Origin of the sequence: Lutibacter flavus, assembly GCF_900188355.1 — a bacterium.
Classification (GTDB): Bacteria; Bacteroidota; Bacteroidia; order Flavobacteriales; family Flavobacteriaceae; genus Lutibacter; species Lutibacter flavus.
Genome location: NZ_FZNX01000002.1, coordinates 153,049 through 167,881, shown reverse-complemented (window position 1 = coordinate 167,881; position 14,833 = coordinate 153,049). Strand labels below are relative to the sequence as shown.

General features: G+C 29.9%; 12 protein-coding genes. 9 read left to right on the top strand and 3 right to left on the bottom strand.

The window, feature by feature from the left end; translation table 11 throughout:
- Window positions 1–27 precede the first annotated feature (27 nt).
- From CHB63_RS06860 to CHB63_RS06840, 5 genes are all read left to right on the top strand, one after another.
- The gene (locus tag CHB63_RS06860) at window positions 28–3,348 is read left to right on the top strand and encodes a DUF4175 family protein (RefSeq protein ID WP_089377718.1); all 3,321 of its coding nucleotides are present in this window, start codon (window positions 28–30) and stop codon (window positions 3,346–3,348) included.
- A gap of 1 nt (window position 3,349) precedes the next feature.
- Window positions 3,350–3,763, top strand: a complete 414-nt coding sequence (gene ybeY / locus CHB63_RS06855) for an rRNA maturation RNase YbeY (RefSeq protein WP_089377717.1) — start codon at window positions 3,350–3,352, stop codon at window positions 3,761–3,763.
- A gap of 34 nt (window positions 3,764–3,797) precedes the next feature.
- A complete protein-coding gene (gene mnmG / locus CHB63_RS06850; protein ID WP_089377716.1) occupies window positions 3,798–5,669 on the top strand; it encodes a tRNA uridine-5-carboxymethylaminomethyl(34) synthesis enzyme MnmG in 1,872 nt (623 codons plus the stop codon).
- A gap of 63 nt (window positions 5,670–5,732) precedes the next feature.
- Window positions 5,733–6,593: a class I SAM-dependent methyltransferase gene (locus CHB63_RS06845; RefSeq protein ID WP_089377715.1), complete on the top strand. Its 861-nt coding sequence runs from the start codon at window positions 5,733–5,735 to the stop codon at window positions 6,591–6,593.
- Window positions 6,594–6,822: 229 nt separating this feature from the next.
- On the top strand, window positions 6,823–7,332 hold the full coding sequence (locus CHB63_RS06840) for an OmpH family outer membrane protein (protein ID WP_089377714.1): 510 nt from the start codon (window positions 6,823–6,825) through the stop codon (window positions 7,330–7,332).
- Window positions 7,333–7,409: 77 nt separating this feature from the next.
- On the opposite strand, the gene CHB63_RS06835 is transcribed toward CHB63_RS06840, so the two are convergent.
- From CHB63_RS06835 to CHB63_RS06825, 3 genes are read right to left on the bottom strand one after another with little or no spacing between them, the layout of a single operon-like run.
- A complete protein-coding gene (locus tag CHB63_RS06835) occupies window positions 7,410–7,934 on the bottom strand; it encodes a hypothetical protein (protein ID WP_089377713.1) in 525 nt (174 codons plus the stop codon).
- A 10-nt stretch (window positions 7,935–7,944) separates the two neighbouring features.
- A complete protein-coding gene (locus CHB63_RS06830; protein ID WP_089377712.1) occupies window positions 7,945–8,340 on the bottom strand; it encodes a hypothetical protein in 396 nt (131 codons plus the stop codon).
- A 2-nt stretch (window positions 8,341–8,342) separates the two neighbouring features.
- Entirely contained in the window at window positions 8,343–9,485 is a 1,143-nt protein-coding gene (locus tag CHB63_RS06825) for a DNA polymerase III subunit (RefSeq protein ID WP_089377711.1), read from the bottom strand.
- A 145-nt stretch (window positions 9,486–9,630) separates the two neighbouring features.
- Here CHB63_RS06825 and CHB63_RS06820 point away from each other — a divergent pair, with 145 nt between their 5' ends.
- The 4 genes from CHB63_RS06820 (at window position 9,631) to CHB63_RS06805 (ending at window position 14,823) form a co-directional block, all read left to right on the top strand.
- Window positions 9,631–10,818 (top strand): phosphoglycerate kinase, encoded by a 1,188-nt coding sequence (locus tag CHB63_RS06820; RefSeq protein WP_089378117.1) that lies wholly within the window; start codon window positions 9,631–9,633, stop codon window positions 10,816–10,818.
- 206 nt (window positions 10,819–11,024) lie between these two features.
- Window positions 11,025–12,341, top strand: coding sequence for a gluconate:H+ symporter (locus CHB63_RS06815; RefSeq protein WP_089377710.1), 1,317 nt, complete (start codon window positions 11,025–11,027; stop codon window positions 12,339–12,341).
- 62 nt (window positions 12,342–12,403) lie between these two features.
- Entirely contained in the window at window positions 12,404–13,441 is a 1,038-nt protein-coding gene (locus CHB63_RS06810; protein WP_089377709.1) for an NADP(H)-dependent aldo-keto reductase, read from the top strand.
- A gap of 143 nt (window positions 13,442–13,584) precedes the next feature.
- Window positions 13,585–14,823, top strand: a complete 1,239-nt coding sequence (locus CHB63_RS06805) for an alginate export family protein (RefSeq protein WP_089377708.1) — start codon at window positions 13,585–13,587, stop codon at window positions 14,821–14,823.
- Window positions 14,824–14,833: the final 10 nt, after the last annotated feature.

The following is a 14,833-nucleotide window of genomic DNA, read 5'->3' as shown; positions in this document are numbered from 1 at the left end:
CCGTTATAAAGGTTATTAAATAAAGAATTGGACAATTTTAACAACATACAATCAAAACTTAAGGAGTTTATTAATAAGTACTATAAAAATGAACTTATTAAAGGGATATTGCTGTTTATTGCAATGGGTTTTTTATATTTAATTTTTACCCTTTTTATAGAATACTTTTTATGGCTAAATCCTTTTGCTAGAACCATTTTATTTTGGGTATTTATTTTAGTAGAAATAACACTGTTGGCTAAATATATTTTTATTCCACTTTCTAAAATTTATGGCTTAAAAACAGGTATTTCTGAAATAGATGCTTCAAAAATTATTGGAAAACATTTTCCAGAGGTTAGTGATAAACTACTGAATATGATTCAGTTAAAGAATATTGAGTCCAGTTCTGATTTAATTGAGGCAAGTATTGAACAAAAATCTAGAGAGCTTCAGCCAATTCCATTTAAAAAAGCCATTGATTTTTCTGGCAATAAAAAATATATTAAGTATGCGTTAATTCCTATTGTAATTTGGCTGCTAGTTTATGTTACCGGAAATAGTACAATTTTAAATGATAGTTTTTCGAGAGTTGTGCATTACAATACTGCATATGAGCCACCTGCACCGTTTTCTTTTAAAATTTTAAATGAAACTTTAGAAGTGATAGAAGGCGAACCATTTACCTTGTATATTGAAACAATTGGAAATACATTGCCTGAAGATGCTAAAATTCATTTTAATAATGAGAATTATTACCTACAGAATGTGGATTTAGGTTTGTTTGAATTTGATTTTACAAGGATAAAAGAACCCGTTGAATTTTTTGTTGAATCCAATGGAGTTGTTTCAAAAAATTATCAAATAAATATGGTTGCCACGCCAGTGATTACCAATTTAAAAATGGTAGTTAATTATCCAAATTATACAGGTAAAAGAAATGAAGTAATTCAAAATACTGGAAATGCGGTTGTGCCACAAGGAACCACAATTACCTGGCAATTAGAAACGCATCAGGCAACTGATATTTCGTTTATTTTAGAAGATAATAATTCAACGAGTTTTAAACAAAACACCAAAGATTTTTTTAGCTATTCAGAAAAATTATTTAAAACTATAAATTATAGAATTGCATCTTCAAATGAAAATTTAAAAAATCATGAATCATTGAATTTTCAAGTTGATGTAGTTTCTGATGAACATCCAAAAATTATTGTTAAGTCGGATATTGATTCAATTAGCAGAGGTCCGGTTCAGTTTATAGGCCAATTAAGTGATGATTATGGGCTAAAAAGACTTCAGTTAGTGTATTATGATAAATCAAACCCAACTGCACCTAAAAGACACCCAATTGAGATTTCAAAAGGTTCATTTACAGATTTTTATTATGTTTTTCCTGAGGGTATTTTAATTGATGAAGGTTTAAATTACGAACTATATTTTGAGGTTTTTGATAATGATGCAGTTAATGGATCTAAGAGAACCAAGAGTAGAATTTTCAATTATTACAATAAAACAGAGAAAGAATTAAAAGAGGAACTATTAAAAGAACAAAAAGAGACCATTAGTAGTTTTTCAAAAACATTGGAAAAATCTAAACAATCTAATTCTGAAGTTGAAAAGTTTAAAAATGAATTGCAAAAAAAAGCTGATATAAATTGGAATGATACTAAAAAATTGGAACAGTTTGTAAAACGGCAATCTCAATATCAGGAAATGTTTAAAAAACAAACTGAACAGCTAGAGCAAAATTTGAGTGAGCAACCTGATATTAAAAATTTAAGTGAAAAGAAAGAAGACCTTAAAAAACGTATTGAAGAAACTAAAAAATTATCGGATCAAGAAAAAATGCTGAAGGAGTTAGAAGAACTTTCAAAAAAATTAAATAAGGAGGATCTTACAGAAAAATTAAATAAACTTGCTAAAAAGAACAAACGAAATGAGCAAAGTTTAGAACGTATTTTAGAATTAACAAAACGGTTTTATGTTGAACAAAAAGCAAATCAAATTTCAGAAAAGCTTAGTGAATTAGCAAAGAAGGAAGAAGAATTAACAAAACAAGCAGACGAGGAAAATACTTCAGAAAAGCAAGAAGAAATTAACAAAGAATTTGATCAGATTAAACAAGATTTTGAAGAATTAGACAAGCAAAATAATGATTTAAAACGCCCAATGAAATTGCCTGAAAATTCTGATGAAAAGGAAGAAATAGATAAAGACTTAAATGAAGCTCTTGAAGAATTAAATAAAGAGGAAGATTCTGAAGAAAGTGAAGAACAAAATAAAAGTAGTAAATCGAGCGCTAAAAAAAGTCAGAAATCTGCTGCAAAAAAAATGAAGCAGTTGAGTAAATCAATGGAGCAATCTATGGAAATGATGGAGGGCGAATCGATAGATGAGAACATCGATGACTTAAGAAAAATTGTAGAAAATTTAATTGGGTTTTCTTTTAAACAAGAAGATGTTTTAGAAAGTTTTTCTAATATCGATAATAACCATCCTAAGTTCCCTGAAAATTTAAAAGACCAACATATTTTAAAAGAATATTTTGAACATATAGATGATAGTATTTATATGTTGTCTCTTCGGTTGGTTAAAATGGGTGGTGATATACAAAAGGAGGTAAGTGATGCTCATTTTAATATAGATGAGTCCTTGTTTAATTTTTCGGAAAACAGAATTAACCAAGGAATCTCTAACCAGCATTTTGTTGTTACTGCAGTTAATAATTTAGCAAATCAGCTAAGTGATTTATTGGAAAGTATGATGAATGCTTCGGCAAAAATGGGAAGTGGTAGTGGAAAAGGTAAAAGTTTTAGTCTTCCAGATATTATTAAAAAGCAAAGTGAGTTAACAGAGAAAATGAAAGAGGGAATGAAAAAGGGTGAAAAGCCAGGAGATAAATCTGGAGAAAAAAAAGGAGAAGGTCAAGGAGAAGGTGATGATGGAGAAAAAATGAATGGGGAACTTTATGAGATGTATAAGCAACAGGCTGAGATGAGGGAATTATTACAAGAAATGTTGGGAGAAGATGGTAAAAAGGCAGGTAATGGTTCTGGTGATGTTGTTAAAAAAATGGAAGCGTTGGAAAAGGAAATGTTAGAAAAAGGATTTACGAATGCTGTTGTCCAAAAAATGCAAGAAATTAGCTATGAGTTGTTAAAACTTGAAAAGGCTATGAAGGAGCAAGGTGAGGATCAAAAGCGTAAATCAGAAACAAATATTCGATCTTTTGAAAAAAGAAATATTGATAAGCTAAAACTACAAAATCAGTATTTTAATTATAATGAAATATTAAACAGACAATCATTACCTTTGCGCACTATTTATAAAAAAAAGGTACAAGAGTATTTTAAAACTGAGCAATAGTATGATTGAATTTAATTATGAAACTGAGTTCAAACTAAAGGATGAAGTGAAAATTCAAAAATGGATTTCAGAATGTATTAGTACTTATGGATTTACTGAAGGAGAAGTAAATTACATTTTTTGTGATGATGGGTATCTGTTGAAATTGAATGAAGAATTTTTAGAACATGATACTTTAACCGATATTATTAGCTTTGATTATACGTTGGGCAAGTTAATAAGCGGTGATATTTTTATTTCTATTGAAAGAGTTATTGAAAATGCTCAAAAATTCAACCAAACAATTGAAAGTGAGTTAAATAGAGTAATTATTCACGGAATTTTACATTATTTGGGATTTAAAGACAAGTCTGCTGAAGATAAAAGTAAAATGCGTTCTGAAGAAGAAAAATGTTTAGAATTATTAAAGTCTTAATAGGTGTTCCACGTGGAACAAAATAGAAAATATTATGTTTAGTACAGTTTATGATGTTATAGTTGTTGGTGGTGGTCATGCTGGTGGAGAAGCTGCAGCTGCGAGTGCAAATATGGGAGCGAAAACATTGCTTATTACAATGAGTTTGCAAAATATTGCGCAAATGAGTTGTAATCCGGCTATGGGTGGAATTGCGAAAGGTCAAATAGTTCGTGAAATTGATGCATTGGGTGGATATAGTGGAATTGTAACTGACGAAACGGCTATTCAATTTAAAATGTTGAATAAATCTAAAGGGCCTGCAATGTGGAGTCCAAGAGCTCAAAGTGATCGTATGCGTTTTGCTGAAACTTGGAGAAACATGTTAGAGCAAACCGAAAAGGTAGATTTCTTTCAGGACATGGTTAAAGGTTTATTATTTGAAGGTGATAAAATAGTTGGTGTTAAAACTTCTTTAGGAATTGAAATAAAATCAAAGACTGTTATTATTACTGCTGGGACTTTTTTAAATGGTCTAATTCATATTGGAGATAAAACTTTTGGAGGAGGAAGAGCTGGTGAAAGTGCGTCAATAGGAATTACAGAAGACTTGGTAAAAGTAGGTTTTGAGTCAGGTAGAATGAAAACCGGAACTCCACCAAGAGTGGATGGAAGATCACTTGATTATTCTAAAATGATTGAACAACCGGGTGATGATAATCCGGAAAAATTTTCATATTTAGCTTCAACTAAACCTTTGGAAAAACAACGTTCTTGTTATATGAGTTATACTTCTTTAGAAGTACATGATTTGTTAAGAACTGGGTTTGATAGGTCGCCAATGTTTAATGGTAGAATACAAAGTATTGGTCCAAGATATTGCCCTTCTATTGAGGATAAAATTGATCGTTTTGCAACCAAAGATCGTCATCAATTATTTGTTGAACCTGAAGGTTGGAATACAGTTGAGGTGTATGTAAATGGTTTTTCAACTTCATTGCCAGAAGATATTCAAGACAAAGCATTACGTAAAGTTGCAGGATTTGAAAACGTTAAATTTTTCAGATATGGTTATGCAATTGAATACGATTATTTTCCGCCAACTCAGTTAACCCATTCTTTAGAAACTAAGTTGATAAAGGGTTTATATTTTGCAGGTCAAATTAATGGAACTACCGGATATGAAGAAGCTGCTGCTCAAGGTTTAATGGCAGGTATAAATGCAGCTTTAAATGTTCAGGGAAAAGAACCTTTTATCCTTAAAAGGAACGAGGCTTATATTGGTGTTTTGATAGATGATTTAATTACAAAAGGCACAGAAGAGCCTTATAGAATGTTTACGTCTAGAGCTGAATATAGAACTTTATTAAGGCAAGATAACGCTGATTTACGTTTAACTCCTTTGTCTTTTGAAATAGGTTTAGCTTCCAAAGAAAGAATGGATCGTGTAATTGAGAAGCAAGAAAAAACAGATTTATTTGTAAAGTTTTTAATTGAAACTAGTGTAACTCCAGGTATTATAAATCCGATTTTAGAAGATAATAATACAGCCGTTATTTCACAATCTATGAAGATGTTTAAGATTGCTGCCCGACCACAATTGGACTTTCATGACATTCAAAAAATACCATCTGTTGCAGCTTTTATTTTAGAGAATAATATAGATAATGAAATTATAGAACAGACGGAAGTTCATGTAAAGTATGCAGGTTATATTGCAAAAGAAAAGAATCAGGCTGATAAATTAAACAGACTGGAAAATGTATCAATCCCATCTAATTTTGATTATACAAAAGTGAAGTCGTTATCAATTGAAGCACGTCAAAAATTAGCAAAAATTAAACCAATTACCATTTCACAAGCAAGTAGAATTAGTGGAGTTTCTCCGAGTGATATTTCTGTTTTGTTGGTGTATATGGGTAGATAATTTCTAAAACGTTCCACGTGGAACGTTTTAAGAAAGTCAAAAAAATTCAAGAAATTTATAGAAATGAATTTAAAAAAAGAGCTGTATTTAACGTGTAACGATTATACCGTTTCAAATAAAAAATTTGATTTATTATATAATTCAGAACTGGACATGTTAGAAACTTTCCCTCAACCAATAGGGCAGGATTTAGCAAAATATTACGAAAGTTCAGCTTATATTTCTCATACAGATTCTAAAAAATCGCTAACTGATAAATTGTATCAGATTGTAAAAAGCTATGCTTTAAAAAGTAAATTAAAACTGATTGATTCTTTTCAAACGGAAGAGAAAAATATATTAGATGTTGGTTGTGGTACAGGTGAATTTTTATTGACTTGTAAAAAGGGAGGATGGAATGTAATAGGAGTAGAGCCAAATTTAAATGCAAGAGAATTGGCAATTTCAAAACTTAATAAAAATGATTCTTCTATAATTTTGTCTGATATAAATGAAATAACAGCACAACAATTTGATGTAATTACTTTATGGCATGTGTTGGAACATGTTCCTAATTTAACAAAATATATTTCCAAACTTAAATCATTACTAAAGCCTAATGGTGTTTTATTAATTGCTGTACCCAATTATAAAAGTTTTGATGCTATGTATTATAAAAACTATTGGGCCGCTTTTGATGTGCCAAGACACTTATGGCATTTTTCAAAAACATCAATTAAGAAACTCTTTTCAAAAGAAAATTTAAAGGTGAATAAAATTCTTCCAATGAAGTTCGATTCATTTTATGTTTCATTATTAAGTGAAAAGTATAAAACTTCAAAATCTAATATGTTGAAAGCTTTTTATATTGGATTTAGGTCAAATCTTAAAGCAATAAGTACAAAAGAGTATTCCTCTCTTATTTACATCATAAAAAACACTTAAAATCGATTTTAAGGCGTTTTAACGAGGTTTTTATCCGTAAAGCATAGTGTTGCTTTAATTTTTGATAAAAAGACTTGTTATTTCGTTAATTCAATTAAAATTTAATAGAATATAATTATAAATAATTGATTGATGATAAATAAATCTAATAGTTATAATTATTTATAAATAATATCTATTTTGTTCATATATTCGCAGGAATTTTAAAACAGCAATCAAATTTTTAAAAATGAAAAAATTAATATTATTAGCTTTTGTAATTGTATTCGCTTCTTGTAATCAAACAAAAATTGCATACATTAATGTTGAAGATTTAATGAAAGATTATGACGCAACAAAAGCGTTAGAAGAAACTTTGAAAGGGAAACAAGAAGAAATGGCAAAAGAATTGGATAGTGTATCTGCACCATTCCAATTAAAAGTTCAAGAGTACTATCAAAAGGCCCAAAAAATGTCTGCTCAAAAAAGAGCTGAAACAGAACAAGCATTGCAACAAGAGCAACAAGCTTTGCAAGCTAGACAACAACAAGCAGGGCAATTACTTCAACAAGAAAATCAAAAATTAAGCGAAGCTATTACTAAAAAAGTGGATAGTTTTGTTTCTGATTATGCAAAGGCAAATGGATTGAATTTGGTTTTAGGAACATCTGGTAACGGTACCGTAATGTACGGAGACGATAATCTAAATGTAACTAGTGCAATTTTAGAAATATTAAATAAAGATTTCTCTAAAGAATAGATTTAATCTTTAAATTATAAATACGATAAAAGCCTTTAACATTTGTTAAAGGCTTTTATTTTAATTAAAATGACAATTTATTTTGAAGAGGCTCCTGAAAATTGATGCTCTTTTATTTTGAAAAGAATATTAAAGGTTGTTAAGCTTCCATAAATTCTGGTAATGTATTGTTGTAAATCAACCTTATCCTGATCATCTAAATTACTTGAATTTATTTTTTGTTCCATTACCCTAATTCTGTCTCTAACCATAACAATCTTATGGAAAAAAGTATCTATTGGAATCTCTTTACTTGCTAAGCTCGTATCATTTGGTTCTAAAATTAGCTTTCCACCTTTCCAACGATCTCCAATTGGGATAATTTCAGAAATATCTGACCATTGTTTTAACATGTTTTTTAATGTAGTTTCTACTTCATAAAAACTTATTGTATCTACCTCATCTTCAACAGCTTCGATTACTTCAAATTCGCTGTCGAGATCAATTGTTTCCAAACCATTTTCTATAAAAGTAACCCAATAATGTTTAGACGTTACATTAGTAACTACACCCAAGCTATATTCAGGGTGATTAATTCGAGATCCTATTCCTAATAATTTCATAATCAATATTTTAAGTTAATAAATATAGGCCAATACTATTTAAAATAAAGTAAACAGTAATATTCATTGCTCCTGGATAATCTTTTGCTAAACGTTGTCCAACTAAAAATTGTAATAATATAATTGCCGAAACTTCCAGAGCTACTTTTGCTATTAAAAAATCACCATCAACAACCAAAAAGTAGAGACCTACAGCAAGTAAAAATACTACTACAATTTCAAAAATTAAAATGTTTACTAATAGAAGAGGAATCATTTTAAGGAGTATTGTGTTTTTAAAATGATTTGTATAGTACGCTAATGTTCCTTTCCAATCTGCTAATTTTTCAAGTATTGATAAACAATAAGTGACTAAAAAAAAGATTAAGATTAATATTTCAGCAGAATTATTATTGAAAATTGACATAACTAAGTAGTTTCTTTAACATGTAATAGACGAGTTAATTTAATAGATAAATCTAGTAAAATAATTTTTGCATTTCCATTTCTTTCAATATGATAAATGGCTTCATTTAACTCATTTGTAATATCTAAAATATTATTACTATGAATAAAAGGAGCAAAGTTTTCTAATTTAAAACCGGGTGTTTTTGGCGATAAAAAAACCAGCGAATCTGCATTATAATTATATAATAATGCCTGTCTAAAAAACTGTAAACAATAATTTAAAAAACGTTTTTGTGTTTCTCTACCGCTTTTAGCAATGGTTTCACTCCAGCTAATTAAATTTTGTATTACTGCAGCATTTCCTTTTGCTTTAAAAGCCGCTCTAATCCAAGTAATAAACCACTGTTCAAATTGTTCATCAGAATTATCATTGTGTAATAAATGCAATGCTTTATTATAATTCCCATCTGCCTGATGTGCAATTTGTTCTGCAATAGGCTTGTCTGTACCTTCTTTTTCAACTAATCCTTTTACAATATCTGCATCAGACAATAAAGGAAAATGTAAAACCTGACAGCGAGATTTTATGGTAGTTATTATTTGTTCTTCGTTTTCAGCAACTAAAATAAAAACTGTTTTTTTTGGAGGTTCTTCTAATAGTTTTAATAGTTTATTTGCAGCAGAAGTATTCATTTTTTCTGCCATCCAAATAATCATAATTTTATAACCACCTTCATAACTTTTTAATCGAAGGGCTTTAACAATTTCTTCCGCTTCATCTACTCCAATTTGACCTTGTTTGTTTTCAATTCCTATGGATTGTAGCCATTCAAATAAATTTCCATAAGGACTTATTTTGATAAATTTACGCCAGTCTTCTAAAAACAAATTACTTACAGGTTTGCTTTTTATAGTATCATTTGAGGCAACAGGAAAAGCAAAATGCAAATCTGGATGCATTAATTTTTCACATTTTACTGCACAAGCTTCTTTGTCATTACTTGTACTACATAAAATATATTTGGCATAGGCAATTGCCATTGACAAAACACCAGAACCTTCTTTACCAACAAATAATTGTGCGTGAGAAATTCTTCCATTATCAGTTGATTTTATCAAATGACTTTTTAAATGTTCCTGTCCTAAAATTGCTGAAAAATTCATTAAAGCGAAAGTAAAACATTTTCGGCAAATAAGAATAATATTTAATTATTGAAACTATTTATAGCTGGTAATGAAATCGCTTTCGTAAAAAACTTTATGTAATATCGCAATTTGAGTTACCTTTGTTAAACAAAATATAATGAAAATGAAAACTATACAAGACATCAATTTTGAAGGAAAGAAGGCATTAATTCGTGTAGATTTTAATGTACCTTTAGATGAAAATTTTAATGTTACAGACGCAACAAGAATTGAAGCTGCAAAACCAACAATTATAAAAATTTTGGAAGATGGAGGGGCCGTTGTTTTAATGTCTCATTTAGGACGTCCTAAAGGAGTTGAAGCTAAATATTCTTTAAAACATATTATTGATAAAGTATCTGAAATTATTGGTGTAAATGTAAAATTTGCTTCAAATTGTGTAGGTGAGGTTGCGGAAAAAGCTGCTGCTGAATTAAAAATGGGAGAGGTTTTATTACTTGAAAATTTACGTTTTCATGGTGAAGAAAAATCTGGAGATTTAGCTTTTGCAAAGCAACTTTCTAAATTAGGAGATGTGTATGTAAACGATGCTTTTGGAACTGCTCACAGAGCACACGCATCAACTACTATTGTTGCTCAATTTTTTCCAGAAAATAAATGTTTTGGAGCACTATTAGCACAAGAAATTGTGAGTCTTAAAAAAATATTAGAAGAAGGTGAGAAACCAGTATTGGCAATTTTAGGAGGAGCAAAAGTTTCTTCAAAAATTACCGTTATTGAAAATATTTTAGATAAAGTGGACCATTTAATAATTGGTGGTGGAATGAGTTTCACTTTTGTTAAAGCACAAGGAGGAAAAATAGGTAATTCAATTTGTGAGGATGATAAACAAGAATTAGCACTTGATATTTTAAAACAAGCAAAAGCAAAAGGAGTTCAAATTCATATTCCGGTAGACGTAATTGCTGCTGATGATTTTAGTAACGATGCAAATACTCAGGTTTGTGATATTTATAATATTCCTGATGGTTGGGAAGGCGTTGATGCCGGACCAAAATCTAGAGAATTATTTAATAAAATAGTAAATGAATCTAAAACTATTCTTTGGAACGGGCCACTTGGTGTTTTTGAAATGGAAAGTTTTGCGGGAGGAACAATTGCATTAGGAAATTCAATTGCCAATGCAACTAAAAACGGAACATTCTCACTAGTTGGTGGTGGAGATTCTGTTGCAGCTGTAAAACAATTTGGTTTTGCTGATAAAGTAAGTTATGTTTCAACTGGTGGTGGTGCAATGTTAGAAAGCCTAGAAGGTAAAACTTTACCAGGTATTGAAGCTATTTTAAAATAAAAAAATGTCATTCTGAGCTTAGCGAAGAATCTGACTAAACTATATTCAAACCATTTTCTATTAATTTAGAAAATGGTTTTTTTTGTTTAAATATTTTTAGATGTATTTAGAGAAGTTTAAATTCCTTCAAGAATTGTAAGAAAAGGAAATTCTAAAAAAATAAATACTATTTTTAACAACCTAAACCAACTAATCAAATAAAATTTATGTCACTAGTTATTGTTCTCCTTGGAATTGTCTTGCTCATTTTTTTAATAGGATATTTTAAACTCAACACATTTATAACTTTTATTATTGTTTCGGTTATCATTGGTTTGACCCTTGGAATGGATATTTCAACCGTAACCAACGCTATAAAAACTGGAATTGGAAATACCTTAGGATTTCTTGTTATTATTTTGGGTTTTGGAGCAATGTTGGGGAAAATAGTTGCTGATAGTGGCGCAGCACAAAGAATAACAAGTAGTTTAATTGATGCGTTTGGAGAAAAATATATTCAATGGGCATTGGTTTTAACAGGATTTATTGTTGGTATTCCAATGTTTTATTCCGTAGGATTTGTAATTCTTGTTCCTTTGGTTTTTTCTGTTGCGGCAAGAACAAAGTTGCCGCTTTTATATGTGGGTTTACCAATGTTGGCTTCCCTTTCTGTAACACATGGATATTTACCTCCACACCCTGCACCATCTGCTTTAGCAGAAACTTTTGGAGCTGATTTAGGAACCACATTATTGTATGGAATTATAGTAGCAATTCCAGCAATAATTTTAGGAGGCCCTGTTTTTTCTAGAACTTTAAAAAAATACAATCCAAAACCATTGGAAGCTTTTTTTAACCCTAGAGTTTTAAAAGAAGATGAAATGCCAAGTTTAGGAGTAAGTGTGTTTTCAGCATTATTACCTGTTATTTTATTAGCAGTAACAGCTGGGTTTAGTTTTTTTGTTGATAATAATTCAGTAATTGGAAAAGTTTTAAGTTTTTTAGGAGATCCATTTATTGCAATGCTAATTTCGGTTGTAGTTGCTATTTATATTCTGGGAATTCGTAGAAATAAAACAATGTATGAGGTTTCAGAATCTCTTTTAGAAGGGGTAAAAGGAATTGCTATGATCATGTTAATTATTGGTGGAGCAGGAGCATTAAAACAAATTTTAATTGAAAGTGGTGTTAGTCAAATAATAGCTGATAATTTAATTACTCTAGATGCATCACCATTAATATTAGCTTGGGGAATTTCAGCCGTAATTAGAGTTTGTGTTGGTTCGGCAACAGTTGCGGGTTTAACAAGTGCTGGAATTGTTTTTCCATTAATAGCTCAAACAGGGGCAGACCCAAGTTTAATGGTTTTAGCAACAGGTTCAGGAAGTTTAATGTTTTCTCATTTTAACGATTCTGGGTTTTGGTTGTTTAAAGAGTATTTTAATTTATCGGTAAAAGACACTTTAAAAACATGGTCTATTATGGAAACAATTGTTTCTGTAACTGGAATTATTGGAGTTCTAATTTTAAGCAATTTTGTATAGTTTTTTTTCTTTTTAATTTTTTAAATTCGCTTGTTAAATAAGTACAAATTTTAATATATACTATGAAATATTCTTTAATTCCAAATACAAATATAAAAGTTAGTAAAATTTGTTTAGGAACTATGACTTTTGGTGAGCAAAACACTGAACAAGAGTCTCATGAACAATTAAATTATGCTGTTGAACAAGGAATTAATTTTATTGATACAGCAGAAGCATATTCGGTTCCGGGAAGAAAGGAAACTCAAGGAAGTACAGAAAGATTTATTGGAAGTTGGTTAAAAGATCAAAAGAGAGAAGATCTTGTTGTAGCTACTAAAATTTCTGGCCCAAGTCCAGGATTTAGCTATATTAGAGAAAACATGGGGTTTTCAAATGAAGCAATTGATGATGCGATTAAAAAAAGTTTAAAGCGTTTACGAACAGATTATATAGATGTTTATCAATTGCATTGGCCAGAACGAAATACAAATTTCTTTGGAAAAAGAAATTATGCACACAATCCAAACGAGCAATGGGAAGATAATTTTCAACAAGTTATAGAAAAATTAAACAGTTTAGTACAAGAAGGAAAAATTCGTCACTATGGAGTTTCTAATGAAACTTCTTGGGGTGTTATGCGGCACTTATCTGAAAGTTCAAAACATAATTTAACACGTTGTAAAACAATTCAAAATCCATATTCTTTACTAAACAGATTGTTTGAAGTAAATTTAGCTGAAGTTTCAATACGTGAAAATGTTGGTTTATTAGCGTATTCACCAATGGCTTTTGGAAGATTATCTGGTAAATATTTAAATGGTAAAATGCCTGAAGGCTCACGTATTAAATTATTTCCTCAATTTTCAAGGTATAATAGTGAGCAATCTATACATGCAACTCAAATGTATGCAGAATTAGCAAAAGAGTTGAGCTTAAGTCTAGCTCAAATGTCTTTAGCTTTTGTAAATCAACAACCATTTGTAACTGCAAATATTATTGGTGCAACTACAATGCAACAATTAAAAGAAAATATTGAAAGTATTCACGTGGAACTTTCCAATGAAACGCTTCAAAAAATAGATGAAATACAAGAACTTCAACCCAATCCTGCTCCTTAAATAAATCAAGTAATAATTACCTTTTATTGACATTATCCCTATTAAAAGATAAAAATATCTTAATAGCTGATATTAATCATAATTTATGTTTTAATTTTTATCTTTTTTTGTCCTTGATTTAAAACAATTAATTCAAACTTAAAATGAAAATTAAAAATTTAATAGTTGCCTTATTTATTTTATCGGCAGTAAATAGTTTTGCTCAATTAACCATTAGTGGTGAATTAAGACCTAGAACAGAATATAGAAATGGATATAAAACCTTAACTGCAGATGGTTCCGATGCTGCGTTATTTGTGTCACAGCGTACTCGTTTAAACACCTGGTTTATTTCTGAAGATTACACATTTTTTATAAGCGTGCAAGATGTAAGAGTATGGGGAGATGTAAAACAATTAGCAGACAATGGTAATAGTTTAGCTTTACACGAAGCTTGGGGACAGGTAAAGTTTAACCCAAATTTCGCGGTTAAATTAGGTCGCCAAGAAATTATTTACGATGATAGCCGTATGTTTGGAAACGTTGGTTGGGCGCAACAAGGTCGTAGCCATGATGCAGCAATCTTCAAATTTGGAAATGAAAACTACAAATTAGATTTAGGTATTGCATACAATCAAAATGGAGAAGCCTTATTTGGAAATATCTATAACGTAGCAGGAAATTACAAAGCTATGCAATATGCTTGGTTTCATAAAGATTTCAATAATTTTAAAGCAAGTTTTTTATTCTTAAACAACGGTTTACAAAATGTAGCTGCTGAAGAAACTCGTTATAGCCAAACTTTTGGAACTCATCTTAATTTTAAAGCATCTAATGCTTTAAGTGTTAATGCAAATGTTTATTTGCAAACAGGAAAAGATGTTGCAGATCGTGATTTAAGCGCTTATTTAGTAGGATTAGATTTAGGATATAAAGCTTCTTCAAAAGTAAACTTAGGTTTAGGTTTTGAAATGCAGTCGGGTAATGATTATGATGGTGATGCTTCTGAAAACAAAGCTTTTACACCTTTCTACGGAACAAACCACAAATTTAACGGATTTATGGATTATTTCTATGTTGGGAACCATGGAAACAGTGTTGGTTTAATTGATATTTATGCTAAAGTTGGAACTAAATTAGGTGAAAAATCTAGCTTAACAGCTTTTTTACATAGCTTTTCAGCACAATCAGAAATTGCAAATGGTGTAGATAAAAATTTAGGAACTGAACTTGATTTAGTATATGGGCACAAATTAAATAAAGATGTAAGTATTGCAGCTGGATATTCTCAAATGTTTGCGAAAGAAGGGCTAGAAGTATTAAAAAATAATGCAGATGGTAATGGAAATAACTGGGCTTGGTTGATGCTTACTATTAAACCAACATTATTTTCATCAAAATAATAGAATCCTT